13 protein-coding genes and 1 pseudogene are annotated in these 17,664 nt (G+C 58.8%); 3 read left to right on the top strand and 11 right to left on the bottom strand.

Annotation, left to right across the window (positions count from 1 at the left end; all coding sequences use genetic code 11):
• The first annotated feature begins 136 nt into the window (after positions 1-136).
• Complete coding sequence (locus tag KVG91_RS18915) at positions 137-1,003, top strand: pirin family protein (protein WP_169376416.1); 867 nt, start codon at positions 137-139, stop codon at positions 1,001-1,003.
• A gap of 112 nt (positions 1,004-1,115) precedes the next feature.
• Here the strand turns inward: KVG91_RS18915 and KVG91_RS18910 are convergent, their stop codons facing one another.
• Positions 1,116-1,844: a dienelactone hydrolase family protein gene (locus KVG91_RS18910; protein ID WP_169376415.1), complete on the bottom strand. Its 729-nt coding sequence runs from the start codon at positions 1,842-1,844 to the stop codon at positions 1,116-1,118.
• 124 nt (positions 1,845-1,968) lie between these two features.
• On the opposite strand from KVG91_RS18910, the pseudogene KVG91_RS18905 reads away from it, so the two are divergent.
• Positions 1,969-3,272 (top strand): annotated as a pseudogene (locus KVG91_RS18905) (IS1182 family transposase).
• Positions 3,273-3,395: 123 nt separating this feature from the next.
• On the opposite strand, the gene htpG reads toward KVG91_RS18905, so the two are convergent.
• The 3 genes from htpG to KVG91_RS18890 form a co-directional block, all read right to left on the bottom strand.
• Positions 3,396-5,300: a molecular chaperone HtpG gene (htpG, locus tag KVG91_RS18900; RefSeq protein WP_169378110.1), complete on the bottom strand. Its 1,905-nt coding sequence runs from the start codon at positions 5,298-5,300 to the stop codon at positions 3,396-3,398.
• Between the two features lie 89 nt (positions 5,301-5,389).
• On the bottom strand, positions 5,390-5,842 hold the full coding sequence (locus KVG91_RS18895; RefSeq protein WP_076950488.1) for a PaaI family thioesterase: 453 nt from the start codon (positions 5,840-5,842) through the stop codon (positions 5,390-5,392).
• Positions 5,839-6,315 (bottom strand): PaaI family thioesterase, encoded by a 477-nt coding sequence (locus KVG91_RS18890; RefSeq protein WP_169378111.1) that lies wholly within the window; start codon positions 6,313-6,315, stop codon positions 5,839-5,841. Before KVG91_RS18890 ends, KVG91_RS18895 begins: the two co-directional genes overlap by 4 nt.
• Before the next feature lie 157 nt (positions 6,316-6,472).
• On the opposite strand from KVG91_RS18890, the gene KVG91_RS18885 reads away from it, so the two are divergent.
• Positions 6,473-6,724, top strand: coding sequence for a hypothetical protein (locus tag KVG91_RS18885; RefSeq protein WP_076950486.1), 252 nt, complete (start codon positions 6,473-6,475; stop codon positions 6,722-6,724).
• 89 nt (positions 6,725-6,813) lie between these two features.
• Here KVG91_RS18885 and KVG91_RS18880 read toward each other — a convergent pair whose 3' ends face one another.
• The 7 genes from KVG91_RS18880 to KVG91_RS18850 form a co-directional block, all read right to left on the bottom strand.
• The gene (locus KVG91_RS18880) at positions 6,814-7,551 is read right to left on the bottom strand and encodes a DUF599 domain-containing protein (RefSeq protein WP_169378112.1); all 738 of its coding nucleotides are present in this window, start codon (positions 7,549-7,551) and stop codon (positions 6,814-6,816) included.
• A 231-nt stretch (positions 7,552-7,782) separates the two neighbouring features.
• Positions 7,783-9,096, bottom strand: a complete 1,314-nt coding sequence (brnQ, locus tag KVG91_RS18875) for a branched-chain amino acid transport system II carrier protein (protein ID WP_169378113.1) — start codon at positions 9,094-9,096, stop codon at positions 7,783-7,785.
• Positions 9,097-9,525: 429 nt separating this feature from the next.
• Positions 9,526-10,407, bottom strand: a complete 882-nt coding sequence (gene sucD, locus KVG91_RS18870) for a succinate--CoA ligase subunit alpha (RefSeq protein WP_048729999.1) — start codon at positions 10,405-10,407, stop codon at positions 9,526-9,528.
• The gene (gene sucC / locus KVG91_RS18865; RefSeq protein WP_169378114.1) at positions 10,407-11,573 is read right to left on the bottom strand and encodes an ADP-forming succinate--CoA ligase subunit beta; all 1,167 of its coding nucleotides are present in this window, start codon (positions 11,571-11,573) and stop codon (positions 10,407-10,409) included. The genes sucD and sucC overlap by 1 nt, the downstream gene beginning before the upstream one ends.
• Positions 11,574-11,777: 204 nt before the next feature.
• Positions 11,778-13,214, bottom strand: coding sequence for a dihydrolipoyl dehydrogenase (gene lpdA / locus KVG91_RS18860; RefSeq protein ID WP_169378115.1), 1,437 nt, complete (start codon positions 13,212-13,214; stop codon positions 11,778-11,780).
• Positions 13,215-13,313: 99 nt separating this feature from the next.
• A complete protein-coding gene (odhB, locus tag KVG91_RS18855; protein ID WP_169378116.1) occupies positions 13,314-14,531 on the bottom strand; it encodes a 2-oxoglutarate dehydrogenase complex dihydrolipoyllysine-residue succinyltransferase in 1,218 nt (405 codons plus the stop codon).
• A 44-nt stretch (positions 14,532-14,575) separates the two neighbouring features.
• Complete coding sequence (locus KVG91_RS18850) at positions 14,576-17,407, bottom strand: 2-oxoglutarate dehydrogenase E1 component (RefSeq protein WP_169378117.1); 2,832 nt, start codon at positions 17,405-17,407, stop codon at positions 14,576-14,578.
• Positions 17,408-17,664 lie beyond the last annotated feature (257 nt).

The following is a 17,664-nucleotide window of genomic DNA, read 5'->3' as shown; positions in this document are numbered from 1 at the left end:
ATACGGGTAGACCTTGCGCGGCATGCCAGGGTTCATCCACGCACAACATCGCAAGGCGCCTTCAGCCGATAGCGGCAACATCCTACCGAGCGGGTTATGCTCAGCCCTATCCAACCCGCTCAGACTGGGATGCACCATGCCCCCCTTCACCGTGATCCGCCCTCGCCCCGAAGATGTCGAAGGCCAACCCATCCTGCGCCCGCTGCCCTCGCGGGCGTGCCGCAGCGTGGGGCCTTTTGTGTTCTTCGACCATATGCTGCCCACCCGCTACGCACCGGGCGATGGCATGAACATCCGCCAGCATCCGCATATCGGGCTGAGCACCCTCACCTACCTGTTCGAAGGCGCGTTGCAGCACAAGGACAGCCTGGGCTCGGACCAAGTGGTGCAGGCCGGTGACGTCAGCTGGATGACCGCCGGCAGCGCGATCGCCCATGTCGAACGGACCCCCGAAGTGCTCAAGGCCAGTGGTTTCAGCCTGCATGGCCTGCAGGTCTGGCTGGCGTCACCCAGGGACCACGAGACAGGGCCCGGGCATTACAGCCATCACCCCGCCGCGAGCCTGCCCGTGAGTGACAACCTCGGCGTGCAGGTCCGCCTGATCGCGGGCAGTGGGTTCTGCCTCAAATCACCGGTGCCGGTGCTGTCGCCCACGCTGTATGCCGATGTACAGATGCAGACGGCCACCACGTTGCTGATTCCGGATGAGCATGAGGAGCGCGCGGTGTATGTGCTGGAAGGTGAAGCACAATTGGAGGGCGAAGCGTTGGAGGTCCACAGCCTGGTGGTGCTGCCGGCCGGGCAGGAGCTGACGCTGTTCGCCGAGAGTGATTGCCACTTGGTGGTATTCGGCGGCGCGCCGCTGGATGGGCCGCGGCGGATCAACTGGAATTTTGTGGCGAGTGATCCTGCGGTGATCGAGCAGGCCCGGCAGCGTTGGGCGGCTGGGGATTGGCCGACGGTGCCGGGCGAGTCTGAAAGAATTGAGTTGCCGGTGAGATAGCTTTCGCGAGCAAGCCCGCTCCCACAGTTCGGACCGCATTTTCCCTGTAGGAATGAGGTGCAAATGTGGGAGCGGGCTTGCTCGCGAAGAGGCCCGAACAAACGCTGAAGAATCAGCCCTTGAACACTTCATCCAACAAGTTATGCATCGACCGGAAGGCCCGTTCAGCCGTCTTGGCGTCATACATCATCTTGCCCGGCACATTCGCATCAGGATCCGTGAACGAATGCACCGCGCCGCCATAGCTCAGCAGCTGCCAATCCACGCCGGCTGCGTTCATTTCATCTTCGAACGCCGGCAGTTGCTCCTTAGGCACCAATGGGTCGGACGCGCCATGCAGCACCAGCACTGAACCCTTGATGTTCCTGGCATCAGCCGGGGTCGGCGTGTCCAGGGTGCCGTGGAACGAAATAGCAGCCTTGACTGGCGCACCGGTACGCGCCAGTTCCAGGGCGCAGCAACCCCCGAAGCAGAAACCAAAGGTGGCCAGCTTCGACGTATCGACAGGCGCTTCGGTCTGGGCTTGCAGTTGTTCGAAGGCGGCCTGCATGCGCTTGTTCAGCAACGCACGGTCGTTTTTCAACGGCATCATCGCGGCGCCGGCTTCATCGCCGTTCGACGGCCGCACCGTTTGCCCGTACAGGTCGGCGATCAGCACCACGTAGCCTTTGCCGGCCACGCTTTTAGCGATTTCTTCAGCACCCGCACTCACCCCCATCCAGTTCGGCGCCATCAACAGGCCAGGCAACGGGCCCTGATGGCTGGCATCGAACGCCAGACGGCTTTCATAGGACTGGCCATCAATCTGATAGACCACGGAACGCACAGTGACTTGGCTCATCATTTACTCCAGTTGAGGTGCAGTAGAACGAAAAAACGCCCCGAGCAGACTGTGTGAAAACCTGGCAATCTGCGTCGCGGTTTAAGAGAATGCCCCGTATCGAAAGATACGGGGCATTTTTGTTATGGCTTACATCCAGGGTCAAGCGCGCGATCAGACCAGCCTTTTTCCGGTTTCGCTGGAAGATTTAATCCCTGAGGATCACCTCGTTTGCGTGATTGATGCCTTCGTTGCCAAGCTCGATCTCATACGCTTGGGGTTCGACAAGGCGGTACCCAAAAGCACAGGCCGCCCCTCTTACGATCCGGCAGATCAGCTCAAGCTCTATCTGTACGGCTATTTCCAGCGTATCCGCTCCTCTCGTCGTCTCGAAGCCGAGTGCCAGCGCAACATCGAAGTCATGTGGTTACTCAACCGCCTCAAACCCGATTTCAAGACCATTGCCGACTTTCGCAAGGACAACAAACAAGCGTTCAGTGCAACGTGTCGGGTCTTCGTTCAGTTCTGCCGTACGGTCGGTTTGATTACTGGCGACCTGGTTGCCATTGATGGCAGTAAATTTCAGGCGGTAGCCTCTTCGCGGCGCCATCTGAACGTGAAACAGCTTAAGCGCCAGCAGGAAAAGCTGGATAAGCGCATCGTCCAATATCTGGCCGAACTGGATGAGGCCGATAAAGCCGAAGCGGGTGAAACCATTGACCGTAGCGCCATCAAGACAGCGCTGGAGCAACTTGAAGCCCGGCAACTGAACAACCTGACCTGCCAGGCGCTGATGAAGTCGATGGGGATCGAGCAGTTCAACACCGGCGAAAGCGATGCCCGAATGATGCGCACGCCCAAAGGCCCGCGGGTGGCTTATAACGTACAAACCGCCGTGGACGCTGAACACTGCTTGATCCTGCATCACGACGTGACACAAGACGGCAACGATACGCAGCAACTTGAGCCCATGGCCAAGGCTGCCAAAGAACAGTTGCAGCAGAGCGAACTGAGCGTGACCGCCGATGCGGGCTACTCCAATGGCAAGCAGTTCCAGGCGTGTGAAGAGGCGGGCATTACGGCGTATGTATCGCCCAACCGAGCAGTTAACCCCCGTAGCAAGGAGAAGGAACTCTTCGAGCGAGAAGATTTTACTTACGATGCGCAGCAGGATCAGTACCGATGCCCTGCTGGCAAACTGCTGACGCTCAAACAGCTGAATAAATGGAGCAGCGCATGCAGGCAAATCCCGAAATGATGGTGAGCCGAAGGTCAATCGTTGAGCACCCCTTCGGCAACCTTAAGCAATGGCTGTTTGGAAACGGCCGCTTCCTGCTGCGACAGTGCGAGGGGGCAAGAGCGGAAATGGCCTTGGCAGTGAGCGCCTACAACCTCAAAAGAGCGATCAATGTGCTGGGTGTACGTCGAATGATGGAGTTGATGGGCTGAAAAGCCTTTTTTCGCCTGTTACCTGCACAAAAGCAAACGCCCCGAACAAGTCGGGGCGTTTGCTTAGGCCGCCTTCAGCGTGTTTTCACACAGTCTGCGAAGCGGGTTTTTCCTACAACGGTGTTAAACCGACAGTTCAACCAGCAGCTTGTTCAGTCGGCGCACATAAGCGGCCGGGTCCTTGAGGCTGTCGCCTGCAGCAAGTGCCGCCTGGTCGAAGAGGATGTGGGACAAGTCGCCAAAGCGCTCTTCGCTCTGCTCGCCGTCGAGTTTCTCGATCAGCGGGTGAGCCGGGTTGAATTCGAAGATCGGCTTGGAATCCGGCACCTTCTGACCGCTGGCTTCGAGGATCTGGCGCATCTGCATGCCCAGGTCCTGTTCGCCGATGGCCAAGATTGCCGGGGAATCGGTCAGGCGGTGGGAAACCCGCACTTCGCTGACCGCGTCGCCCAAGGACGCCTTGATTCGCTCAACCAGGCCTTCTTTGGACTTGGCGACTTCTTCGGCTTCTTTCTTCTCTTCCTCGGAGTCCAGGTTACCCAGGTCCAGGTCACCACGAGCCACGTCGACAAAGGACTTGCCATCGAACTCGGTGAGGTAGCTCATCAGCCACTCATCGATACGGTCGGTCAGCAGCAGCACTTCGATGCCTTTCTTGCGGAAGACCTCCAAGTGCGGGCTGTTCTTGACCTGGGCATAGGTTTCGCCGGTCAGGTAGTAGATCTTGTCCTGACCTTCCTTGGCACGCGCCAGGTACTCGGCCAGGGACACCACCTGCTCGCCGTCGTCGCCTTGAGTCGAGGCAAAGCGCAGCAGGCCGGCGATTTTTTCCTTGTTGGCAAAATCTTCCGCCGGGCCTTCTTTCATGACCTGGCCGAAGTTTTTCCAGAAGCCTTTGTATTGCTCGGGCTCGTTCTTCGCCAACTTTTCCAGCATGTCGAGCACGCGCTTGGTCAGCGCCGACTTCATGGAGTCGATGATCGGGTCTTTCTGCAGGATCTCCCGCGACACGTTCAGCGACAGGTCGTTGGAGTCGACCACGCCTTTGATAAAGCGCAGGTACAACGGCAGGAAGGATTCCGCCTGGTCCATCACGAAGACGCGCTGCACGTAGAGCTTGAGGCCTTTGGGCGCTTCGCGCTGGTACAGGTCGAATGGCGCACGGGCCGGTACGTAGAGCAGCGAGCTGTATTCGAGCTTGCCCTCAACCTTGTTGTGGCTCCAGCTCAGCGGGTTTTCGTAATCATGACCGATGTGCTTGTAGAACTCCTGGTATTCCTCGTCCTTGATCTCGGTACGCGGACGGGTCCACAGGGCGCTGGCGCGGTTGACCACTTCCCATTCCTGGGCGGGCGCCTCTTCGCCTTCGGCGGCCGCTTGTTCTTTCGGCAGCTCGATCGGCAACGCGATGTGGTCGGAGTACTTCTTGATGATGTTGCGCAGACGCCAGCCATCGGCGAATTCGTCTTCAGCATCTTTGAGGTGCAGCACGATGCGGGTACCACGTTCAGCCTTGTCGACCGTGGCGATTTCGAACTCACCCTCGCCCTTGGAGGCCCAGTGCACGCCTTCGCTGGCGTCAAGGCCGGCACGACGGGTAAACACTTCGACCTGGTCGGCGACGATAAAGGCCGAATAGAAGCCCACGCCGAATTGGCCGATCAGGTGCGAATCCTTCTTCTGATCGCCGGTGAGGTTCTTCATGAAATCAGCGGTGCCGGATTTGGCGATCGTGCCCAAATGGGTAATCGCGTCTTCGCGGCTCATGCCGATGCCGTTGTCTTCGATCGTGACGGTCTTGGCGTCTTTGTCGAAGCTCACACGGATTTTCAGTTCAGCGCCACCTTCCAGCCACTCAGGCTTGGACAGGGCTTCGAAACGTAATTTGTCGACAGCGTCAGAGGCGTTCGAGATCAATTCGCGAAGGAAAATTTCCTTGTTGGAATACAGCGAATGGATCATGAGGTGCAGCAGTTGCTTCACCTCGGTCTGGAAGCCCAGGGTTTCCTTTTGAGTTTCCACACTCATGGTCATCAAACTCCAATTGGATGGCAGTGGCCGCGCCCTTGAGGGTTGGCGGCGGGTTGTCATCAAAGTTGGGGGCTAAGACCAGGATTTCAAGGGCGGCTCGCTTCCTCGATTTTGAAATGCGCGCGAGCGGTAGCGATGGGCTCGGCCGCCGTGCTTTGCCAGGCGGTAATGGCCACGTTTGCCACCCGCCTGCCTTGGCGCCATACCTGGCATTTGGCGTAAGTATCGCGAAACTGCCCTGCGCGCAGGTAATCCAGGGAAAAATCGATGATTTTCGGGATCCCCGGCGCACCGGTAAATACCAGCAAGTGCAGCGCCGCTGACAATTCCATGAAGCCTGCGATCACCCCTCCGTGCAGCGCCGGCAATATAGGGTTACCAATATTGTCCTTGTTGGCTGGCAGCCGAAACAGCAATTCGTCGCCGAGCCGTGTGCATTCGATGCCGATCAGCTTGGCGTAAGGGATCAGGCTGAGCAGCGCCTCGTAATCGCCGCGCTCATGGGCCTGTTCCAATCGGGTCTTAAATCGGTGCGTCATGCCTGATCTCCCTTAAGCGTGCTGCCCAGGCCTTGTGTGCCCTTGAGGTGCTTGCCCATGCGCATGAACGTGCCCACCACTTGGGCAATGGGTTGTTGCGGGTCAGCCTGGTAGGCGAAGCCACGCGTGAAGATCACATCGGTGGTCACCCGGTAGCACTGGGCAAAGCCATATACAGGCTGGTGTGGCGCGGGGGGATGCATATAGTCGATGCGTAAATCGAGGGTCGGGCACACCTCGAATTCCGGCAAGACGCACAGGGTCGCCATGCCGCAGGCGGTGTCCATCAGCGAAGTCAGCGCGCCGCCGTGGATCACGCCGGAGCGGGGATTGCCCACCAGATGCGGTGCATAGGGCATGACCAGCGTCATGCCCTCTTCGGTCGCCTCGTAAGCGCGGATACCCAGGACCTGACAATGGCGCAAGGCGGATACAAAGCGCGTCGCGCGCTCTAACAGAGGATTTTCGGTCATTCGATCCAGACTCTTATTGTGTGTTGATCGAGGAGTAGAGACGTGCAGGTGAAGTTCCTTGGCACGGGTGGTTTATATATCTGAACGCCAGAAGGAACTAATACCGAACGGCCATGCTCGAAAGGCCAGTAGATATCTTCAATAAGGAGAAACACCCATGCGCAAGACTTTAGCTATTTCCATGATGTTGGCCGCTGCCCTCGGCCTCGCTGCCTGCGATAAGAAATCCGAAGACAAAGCCCAAGACGCTGCCTCGCATTCCGAGCAAGCTCAGAAAGATATGGCGAAGGCTCAGGATAAAGTGAACGACGCTGCGAAAGAAAACGCCGATGCTGCCAAAGCTCAGGCTGAATCGAACGAAGCCGCCGCAAAAGAAGCAGCACCTGCTACCCCTGCCACCGGTTCTTAAGACCGCGGCTTGAAATAGCTTAGCTGCAAAAAGAAAGCCCGCTTACATAGCGGGCTTTACTTTGTCTGGGTTTTTATTTGTCAGGTTAATCAGGCCGCGTCTTTAACAGCTTCGGCCGGCGGTGAATCCGTCTGGGTATACACCATCACTTGCAGAACGTCGGAATGAAACTCCCGGCGATACAGCACCAACACGACCCCACTGCTCATCAACATGAACAACCAGGGGCTGACAAACCACGCCAGCATGGTCATGCCGAAGTAATAAGCGCGCAGGCCAAAGTTGAACTGGTTGGCGGCCATGGAAATCACCCGCGCCGCGCGCAGGGCAAACGCGTTGCGCTCCTGCTCCGACACGTGGCGCTCACCGACCATCGGTGCCGAGCCGACCAGCACCGCTGCGAAGTTGTACTGACGCATGCACCAGCTGAACGTGAAGAACGCATAGACGAATACCAGTGCCAGGCACAGCAGCTTGATTTCAGACATGCCCTGGGAGGCCTGCTGCACCAAGGGGATGTCCGCCAACAGCGACACCGCGCGCTCCGAAGCGCCGAGCACGGTGAGAATGCCGGCCAGGATGATCAGGGTGCTGGAGGCAAAGAATGACGCGTTGCGCTCCAGGTTACCGATCACGCTGGCATCGGCGATGCGATTGTCGCGCAGGAGCATGCGGCGCATCCAGTCTTCACGGTACAGATGCAGCACGCTGGCCAGGCAGGCCGTGTCGCGGGCTTTCCAAATGGCGTAGCGGGTGTAGCCGCCCCAGCACAGAACGAACCAGAGCGCGGCGAGCAGGTGGATCTGATTGGCTTCGATGAACGACATGCGGGTCCTCATGCAGGTAAATTGGAGCAAACGCGGTACAAAAGGTGGGAGCTGGCTTGCCTGCGAAGACGGTGGGTCAGCACCTGATGAGCTGACTGATCCACCGCTATCGCAGGCAAGCCCGCTCCCACATTGACCGTGTTCCACACTTTAGAGCTTGTAAGCCATACACACATAAAAAATGCCCCGTATCGATTGATACGGGGCATTTCAGTACTGCGCGAACATGGGTTATGCGATCGCTTCGCTACGCTTGCCGAGTATACGGTCAACCACCACCGCCACGACCAACACCATCACCGATGGCACCAGCCACGCTAGGCCCTGCTCGCTCAACGGCAGATTCGCCAACTGCGATGGCATCCAGCCGGCCAAACCCGCGCCCTTGAGCGCGTCGATGCAGCCAAAGATGAACGACACCAGCATCACAGGCCCCACAATGCGGCCCTGCTCATGCCAGAAGTCTTTGCAGAAGCTCAGCGCCACCAGCACGATGCAGGGCGGGTAGATCGCGGTCAGTACCGGGATCGAGAAGGCAATCAATTTGGTCAGGCCCAGGTTCGACACGAACAGCGAGAACAACGCGAGGATTACCACCAGGGTCTTGTAGGACAGCGGCAGGACTCGGCTGAAATACTCGGCGCAGGCGCAGGTGAGGCCCACGGCGGTGACCAGGCAGGCCAGGGAGATCAGCACGGCCAGGAAGCCGCTGCCCAGGGAGCCGAAGGTATGTTGCACATAGGCGTGCAATACCGCGGCGCCATTGGCGGCACCGGCGGCGACTTCATGGCTGCCCGAGCCCAGGCGGAACAGGCTGATGTACACCAGGGCCAGGCCCACGCCGGCGATCAGGCCGGCAATGATGGCGTAGCGGGTAATCAGCTTCGGCGACTCGACACCACGGGAACGAATGGCGTTGACGATCACGATGCCGAACACCAGGGCGCCCAGGGTATCCATGGTCAGGTAGCCATTGATGAAGCCCTGGGAAAACGGCGCAGCTACGTATTCCGGGGTGGCGACCCCCACGTCGCCAACCGGCAAAGCGAACGCGGCGATACCGAGGATGGCCAGGGCGATGATCTTCAGCGGCGCAAGGAAGCGACCTACGGTGTCCAGCAGCCGACCGGGGTACAGGGAAACAAAAAACACCACCAGGAAGTACACCGAGCTGTAGAGAAACAGCGCCAGCGGGCTTTCGCCGGTCAGCGGCGCCAGGCCCACTTCAAAGGATACCGTCGCGGTACGCGGGGTGGCGAACAGCGGCCCTACGGCCAGGTACGCCGCCGCCGCCAGCAGGCCACCGGCGATCTTGCCGATCGGGCTGCTCAACGCGTCCATGCCGCCACCGACCTTGGCCAGGGCAATCACAGTAACCACCGGCAAACCCACGGCGGTGATCAGGAAGCCCAGCGCCGCCATCCAGACGTGCGGCCCGGACTGCAAGCCAACGATAGGCGGAAAGATGATGTTGCCAGCGCCCACGAACAGGGCAAACGTCATGAAGCCAAGCGCCAGGATATCCTGGCTTTTCAACACTTTCATTTGAGGAAATACCACACTACTGAATCGGAATTTAGAGGGGGATTCCCTATGAATGAGGGAAATACTGCCGGCCCTTATGGGAGCCGACGGGTCCAGCGCGCGGCTTCCTTTTGGGAGGCGGACGCATAAAGAGGCGGCTAGGTTACAGAATCAGGCTGACAAACGCACTGTTGCGGGGCGGGCTGTCCGATAAGCGACACTTTCATGTCGCGTTTTCATACTTAATTTGGCATTACAGGCCTCTGTGAGAGCTGGCTTGCCTGCGAATGCATCGACACGGTTTTCCTGATACACCGAGGTGTCTGGATCGCAGGCAAGCCAGCTCCCACACTGGACCGAGTTCAGTTCAAAGAATGTAAATATCCAGAATGCACAAAGGCCACCCGAAGGTGGCCTTTGTGTGGATGAAGCGTCAGCTAAGCGCGAAGCTTACTTGACAGCCCAGCCCGTCAGCTCGGACAAAGCCTTGCCGATGTCTGCCAGCGAACGCACGGTTTTAACACCTGCGTCTTCCAGGGCAGCAAACTTCTCGTCTGCAGTACCCTTGCCACCGGAGATGATTGCGCCCGCATGACCCATGCGCTTGCCCGCAGGGGCAGTCACACCAGCGATGTAGGAAACAACCGGCTTGGTCACGTGTGCCTTGATGTAGGCAGCCGCTTCTTCTTCAGCCGAACCGCCGATCTCACCGATCATCACGATCGCTTCGGTCTTCGGGTCTTCCTGGAACAACTTCAGGATGTCGATGAAGTTGGAGCCCGGGATCGGGTCACCGCCGATGCCGACGCACGTCGACTGACCGAAACCGGCGTCAGTGGTCTGCTTCACAGCTTCGTAGGTCAGGGTGCCGGAACGGGAAACGATACCGACTTTACCTGGCAAGTGAATGTGACCTGGCATGATGCCGATCTTGCATTCGCCTGGAGTGATCACGCCTGGGCAGTTAGGGCCGATCAGGACTACCCCCAGCTCGTCGCACTTCACTTTAGCGTCCAGCATGTCCAGGGTAGGAATGCCTTCGGTGATGCAGACGATCAGCTTGATGCCGCCGAATGCCGCTTCCAGGATGGAGTCCTTGCAGAAAGGAGCAGGAACGTAGATCACGCTGGCGGTAGCGCCAGTGGTTTCTACTGCTTCTTTCACGGTGTTGAACACTGGCAGGCCCAGGTGCTCGGTGCCGCCTTTACCAGGAGTAACGCCACCCACCATCTTGGTGCCGTATTCGATGGCTTGCTGGGTGTGGAAACTACCTTGCGAACCGGTAATACCCTGGCAGATAACTTTGGTGTCTTTATTGATCAGGACGCTCATTATTTGCCCTCCGCAGCTTTGACAACTTGTTGAGCAGCGTCGGTCAGGCTGGTAGCCGCGATGATGTTCAAACCGCTTTCTGCCAGTACTTTAGCGCCCAGCTCAGCGTTGTTGCCTTCAAGGCGAACAACCACCGGGATTTTAACGCCGACTTCTTTCACTGCACCGATGATGCCTTCGGCAATCATGTCGCAACGAACGATGCCGCCGAAGATGTTGACCAGTACTGCAGCGACGTTGGAGTCGGACAGGATGATCTTGAACGCTTCGGTAACGCGTTCCTTGGTAGCACCGCCGCCCACGTCGAGGAAGTTGGCTGGCTTGCCGCCATGCAGGTTGACGATGTCCATGGTACCCATGGCCAGGCCGGCACCGTTGACCATGCAACCGATGTTGCCTTCCAGGGCCACGTAGTTCAGTTCGAACTTGGCGGCGTGCGCTTCGCGCGGATCGTCTTGCGACGGATCGTGGAAAGTCTTCAGCTTGGGCTGACGGTACATGGCGTTAGCGTCGATGTTGATCTTGGCGTCCAGGCAATGCAGATCGCCGTCAGCCTTGATCACCAGCGGGTTCACTTCCAGCAGGGCCAGATCGTGATCCTTGAACAGGTTGGCCAGACCGACAAAAATCTTGGCGAACTGGGCAACTTGCTTGCCTTCCAGGCCCAGCTGGAAAGCCAGCTCGCGACCCTGGAATGGCTGAGCGCCAACCAGTGGATCGATGGTGGCCTTCAGAATTTTTTCTGGGGTTTCTTCGGCGATCTTTTCAATGTCCACGCCACCTTCGGTGGAAGCCATGAACACGATGCGACGGCTCGAACGGTCAACGACAGCGCCCAGGTACAGCTCTTTAGCGATATCAGTGCACGATTCAACCAGGATCTTGGTGACTGGCTGGCCATTGGCATCAGTCTGGTAAGTCACCAGACGCTTGCCCAGCCACTGCTGTGCGAAGGCCTTGGCGTCTTCTTTGCTGCGAACCAGCTTGACGCCGCCCGCTTTACCGCGACCACCGGCGTGAACCTGGGCTTTGACAACCCACTCGGTGCCGCCGATTTTGTCGCAAGCTTCTGCTGCTGCTTCCGGGGTGTCTACTGCGTAGCCCTTGGAAACTGGCAGGCCGTATTCAGCGAACAGCTGCTTACCCTGATACTCGTGAAGATTCATGCTTTTTACCGTCTTCGTTAGGTACTGCGCATTCGGCGCTGCGCTCATTATGAGTGCCGCACCACCTGTGACTGCTGCTTGCGCAACTTGCGGGGCTTATGGCCCGTAAAGCTGCGCAAGGCTGCGTCCAGCGGATATTCCGCGGTGAGTCTTGCGCGCAAGGCTCACGACGGGCAACTCCGCCGTGGTTTCTTATTATCTCGCTTAGCGCTTCTTGCGGTTGGCGATGTGGATGGCGCCGCCATTCACGGCCAACGCTGCTTCGTGCAACGCTTCGGACAGGGTCGGATGGGAGAAGACCATCATGCCCAGGTCCTCGGCACTGGTGCCGAATTCCATACCGATCGCGCCTTGCTGTACCAGTTCGGCAGCGCTTGGGCCAATCACGTGGACGCCCAATACGCGGTCAGTCTTGGCATCAGCGATGACTTTGACAAAACCACCGGTGTCGTTGGCTGCCATGGCACGGCCAGAAGCGGCAAACGGGAAGGTGCCGACGTTAACTTCAACGCCTTCAGCTTTCAACTGCTGTTCGTTCTTGCCGACCCATGCAATTTCCGGGTGGGTATAGATGACCGATGGGATCAGGTCGTAGTTCATCTGGGTTTTATGGCCCTTGATGCGCTCGACGACCATGATGCCTTCTTCAGACGCCTTGTGCGCCAGCATCATGCCGCGAACCACGTCGCCGATGGCGTACACGCCCGGTACGGTGGTCGCGCATTGATCATCAACGTGGATGAAGCCCCGCTCGTCGATGTTCACGCCACTGTCAGCGGCCAGCAGGTCGGTGGTCACCGGACGGCGACCCACGGCCACGATCAGCTTGTCGAACGTGATGGTCTGCTCGCCATCCTTGTCGGTGTAGGTCACGACCACTTCTTCGCCGTTGACCTTGGAACCGGTAACGCGGGCACCCAGCTTGATGTCCAGACCTTGTTTGGTCAGGGTCTTGTAGGCTTCCTTGGATACTGCGGTGTCGGCAGCCAGCAGGAACGTGTCCAGGGCTTCCAGCACAGTCACTTCGGAACCCAGGCGGGACCATACCGAACCCAGCTCCAGGCCGATCACGCCGGCGCCGATCACGCCCAGACGCTTAGGCACTGCCTGGAATTCCAGGGCGCCGGTCGAATCGACGATCACGTTCTGGTCAACCGGAGCAGGCGGAATGTCGATCGGACGCGAGCCTGGGGCCAGGATCACGTTTTCGGCTTCGATGATTTCTACCGAACCGTCCGGCTTGGTGATTTCAACTTTCTTGCCGGCCAGCAGCTTGCCGTGGCCTTGCAGGGAAGTGACGCCGTTGGCCTTGAACAAGGTCGCAACGCCGGACGTCAGGCCTTTTACAATGTTGGCTTTACGGCCAACCATTGCCGGTACGTCCATGGTCACACCGGCATGGTTGATGCCGTGGATCGCGAAACCATCCTGAGCTTCGTGGAATTTCCAGGAGCTGTCCAGCAGCGCCTTGGAAGGAATGCAGCCAACGTTCAGGCAAGTACCGCCCAGCGCCAGTTTGCCTTCCTTGTCGGTGTATTTTTCGATGCAAGCAGTCGAGAGGCCCAGTTGTGCGGCCTTGATGGCGGCAACGTAGCCGCCAGGGCCTGCACCAATCACTACAACGTCAAATTTCTGTGTCATGAAAATAGATCCTCTATTCAGCGACAAGCTTCAAGCGTCAAGCTGCAAGCCAAGCTGATTTTCCTTACAGCTTGCAGCTCGCAGCCTGAAGCTGCTTTATCAGATGTCCAGCAGCAGACGAGCCGGGTCTTCCAGCAGATTCTTGATGGTCACCAGGAACGTCACGGCTTCTTTACCGTCGATCAGGCGGTGATCGTAAGACAGTGCCAGGTACATCATCGGGCGGATCACGACTTGGCCATTGATCGCCATCGGACGCTGGATGATGTTGTGCATGCCCAGGATAGCGGCTTGTGGCGGGTTGACGATCGGGGTCGACATCATCGACCCGAAGGTACCACCGTTGGTGATGGTGAAGGTACCACCGGTCATCTCATCGATGGTCAGTTTGCCGTCACGGGCTTTCTTGCCGAAGTTGGCGATGCCGCCTTCGATTTCAGCCAGGCTCATCAGTTCGGCATTACGCAGTACCGGAACCACCAGGCCACGGTCGCTGGACACGGCAACGCCGATATCTGCGTAGCCATGGTAAACGATGTCGGTGCCATCGATGGAAGCGTTGACCGCCGGGTAGCGCTTCAGCGCTTCGGTAGCCGCTTTCACGAAGAAGGACATGAAGCCCAGGCGCACGCCGTTGTGGGACTTCTCGAACAGGTCCTTGTACTTCGAACGCAGGGCCATCACTTCGGTCATGTCGACTTCGTTGAAGGTGGTCAGCATCGCCATGTTCGACTGTGCTTCAACCAGACGCTTGGCCACGGTGGCACGTACGCGGGTCATCGGCACACGCTTCTCGGTGCGGTCGCCGGCAGCGAACACAGGCGCAGCGGCAGCCGGTGCAGCCGCCTTGGCAGGCGCGGCGGCCGGGGCGTTTTTCTTGGCTTCAACAGCGGCAACCACGTCTTCCTTGGTCACGCGGCCATCTTTGCCGGTGCCTTTGATGGACGCCAGGTTGATGCCGTTCTCGTCAGCCAGCTGACGGGCAGCCGGTGCTGCGATAGGATCTTCGCCACCCGCGGCCGGAGCGGCAGCTGGAGCCGAAGCGGCAGCCGGTGCGGCGGCGGCAGGCGCAGCGGCGCTGCCCTCTTCGATCGAGCCCAGGACCTGGTTCGACAGAACGGTAGCGCCCTCTTCGGCAACAATTGCGCCCAGCACGCCGTCAGCTTCGGCCAATACTTCCAGCACGACCTTGTCGGTCTCGATGTCGACGATCAGGTCGTCACGCTTGACGGCCTCGCCTGGTTTCTTGTGCCAGGTGGCAACGGTGCCATCGGCAACCGATTCCGGGAATGACGGGGCTTTGATTTCGATAGCCATTATCTGTGGGTCCTTAAAATTCGGTTTCAGTCAGCGCGAAGGCGTTAAACAGTGAAAGCATCTTGCAGCAGTTTTTCCTGCTGTTCGGCGTGCATCGACGCATAACCACACGCAGGTGCAGCAGAAGCGTCACGACCGGCGTACTCCAGGCCCAGGGCCTTGTTGTGATTGCCGATGCTGCGACGCAAGTGATGCTGGCTGCTGTACCACGCGCCCTGGTTCATCGGTTCTTCCTGGCACCACACCACGTGAGTGAGGTTGGTGTAAGGCGCGATGGCCTCCATCAGGTCGTCTTCCGGGAACGGGTAAAGCTGCTCGATACGCACGATGGCGATGTCTTCGCGGCCTTCGGCACGGCGTTTTTCCAGCAAGTCGTAGTAGACCTTGCCGCTGCACAGGACCAGGCGAGTCACCTTGGCCGCTTCCAGCGTGTCGATTTCTGAAATAACGGTCTGGAACGAACCATCCGCCAGATCTTCCAGAGTCGAGACCGCCAGTTTATGCCGCAGCAGCGATTTCGGCGTCAGCACGACCAGCGGCTTGCGCAGCGGGCGGATCACCTGGCGACGCAGCAAGTGGTAGATCTGCGCCGGGGTCGTCGGCACGCACACCTGGATGTTGTGCTCGGCGCACAGCTGCAGGTATCGCTCCAGACGGGCCGAGGAGTGCTCGGGACCCTGGCCTTCATAACCGTGTGGCAACAGCATGGTCAGACCGCACAGGCGACCCCACTTGTGCTCGCCGCTGGTGATGAACTGGTCGATCACCACCTGGGCACCGTTGGCGAAGTCGCCGAACTGGGCCTCCCAGATCACCAGCGCCTGAGGCGTGGTGGTCGAGTAACCGTATTCGAACGCCAGCACGGCTTCTTCGGACAGGAACGAATCGTACAGGTCGAAACGCGGTTGGCCTGCGTACAGGTTCTGCAACGGGATGTAGGTGCCCGCGTCTTTCTGGTTGTGCAGCACGGCATGGCGGTGCGAGAACGTACCGCGGCCAATGTCCTGGCCGGTCATGCGGATCGGGTGACCTTCGAACGCCAGGGTCGCGTACGCCATGGTTTCGGCGTAACCCCAGTTGATCGGCAGGCCGCCGGCTTGCATCTTCTGACGATCTTCGTAGATCTTCGAGACCTGGCGCTGAACCACGAAGCCTTCCGGAATTTCCAGCAGCTTGGCGGACAATTCCTGCAAGGTCTTCAGATCGAAGGTCGTATCGTGACGCGCAGTCCAGGCATGGCCCAGGTACGGACGCCAGTCGACGAACAGCTCTTTGTTCGGCTCTTTAACCAGGCTTTTTACAACATGCAGGCCATTGTCCAGCGCGTTGCGGTATTCATCGATCTTGGCCTGAACACGCGCTTCATCAACAATACCGGCCTTGGTCAGGCTTTCGGCATACAGCTCACGGGTGGTGCGCTGCTTGGTGATCTGCTGGTACATCAGCGGCTGGGTGCCGCTGGGTTCGTCGGCTTCGTTGTGACCGCGACGGCGGTAGCAGACCAGGTCGATCACCACGTCACGCTTGAACTGCATGCGGTAGTCGATAGCCAGTTGGGTCACGAACAGCACGGCTTCCGGATCATCACCATTCACATGGAGGATCGGCGCCTGGATCATCTTGGCAACGTCGGTGGCGTACTCGGTGGAACGCGCGTCCAGCGGGTTGCTGATGGTGAAGCCAACCTGGTTGTTGATCACGATGTGAACGGTACCGCCAGTCTTGAAGCCGCGGGTCTGCGACATCTGGAAGGTTTCCAGGACCACGCCTTGACCGGCGAATGCCGCGTCACCGTGGATGGAAATCGGCAGGACCTTTTCACCGGTGGTGTCATTGCGACGATCCTGACGAGCACGGACCGAACCCTCGACCACCGGAGAAACGATTTCCAGGTGGGAGGGGTTGAAAGCCATGGCCAGGTGAACTTCACCGCCGGTGGTCATCACGTTGGACGAGAAACCCTGGTGGTATTTAACGTCACCGGAGCCCAGCTCGACCTTCTTCTTGCCTTCGAACTCGTCGAACAGATCACGCGGGTTCTTGCCGAAGGTGTTGACCAACACGTTCAGGCGACCGCGGTGGGCCATGCCGATCACGACTTCCTTGGTGCCGTAGGAACCGGAACGCTGGATCATCTCGTCAAGCATCGGGATCAGGCTTTCGCCGCCTTCCAGGCCGAAACGCTTGGTGCCCGGGTATTTGGTACCCAGGTATTTTTCCAGGCCTTCGGCCGCGGTGACGCGCTCAAGCAGGTGGCTGCGCACGTCGGCAGACAGCACCGGACGACCACGCACGCCTTCCAGGCGATGCTGGAACCACTGGCGCTGCTCGGAATCGGTGATGTGCGTGAACTCAGCGCCAATGGTGCGGCAATATGTCTGCTGCAACGCTTCGTGAATTTCGCGTAGGCTCGCTTCCTCTTTGCCGATGAACAGGTCGCCGGCACGGAAGGTCGTATCAAGATCGGCATTGGTCAAGCCGTAATGATTGATCGACAGGTCAGCCGGTGCAGGACGCTGCCAGAGCCCCAGCGGGTCAAGCTGGGCCGCCTGGTGGCCACGCATCCGGTAGGCCTGGATCAGTCGCAGTACTTCAACTTGCTTCTTCTCGTGCTCACTGCTCACGCTGCCGGCGGAAACCGGTTGGGCGCGGCGCTGGTTCTTTGCCAGCAGCACAAACTGATCGCGAATCGTTGCGTGCGATACATCGGTGGCAGCGTTGCCGTCTGAAGACAACGTCTGAAATTTGGTGCGCCATTCTTCTGGCACAGCGTTAGGGTCGTGCAGGTAGAGCTCATAAAGCTCTTCCACATAGGCAGCGTTACCACCTGAAAGATAGCCGCTGTTCCACATGCGCTGCATCACGCTTTCTTGCATGCTTGGTCACCCTCGATTTGGGGACACCACCGGCGAAAACACCGAGTTTGCTTGCAAAAGGCCAAGTGCAGCGACCAAAACAAGCCACTTAGGATCACGCTGATAGTTCGGGTACCAACCCGAATGCCCCTGCTTGTCTCATTTCTTCAAAATAAGAGCCGCGGCTTTGTAAGTCGCTGCTCAAGTTAAAACTACGACGCCGGTTGAAGCCTGCGCCGCAGCATTTACGGGCACAACGGTCCTGCCTTTACTACAAC

Origin of the sequence: Pseudomonas azadiae (assembly GCF_019145355.1) — a bacterium.
GTDB lineage: Bacteria > Pseudomonadota > Gammaproteobacteria > Pseudomonadales > Pseudomonadaceae > Aquipseudomonas > Aquipseudomonas azadiae.
This window is presented reverse-complemented; position numbering and strand designations above follow the sequence as displayed.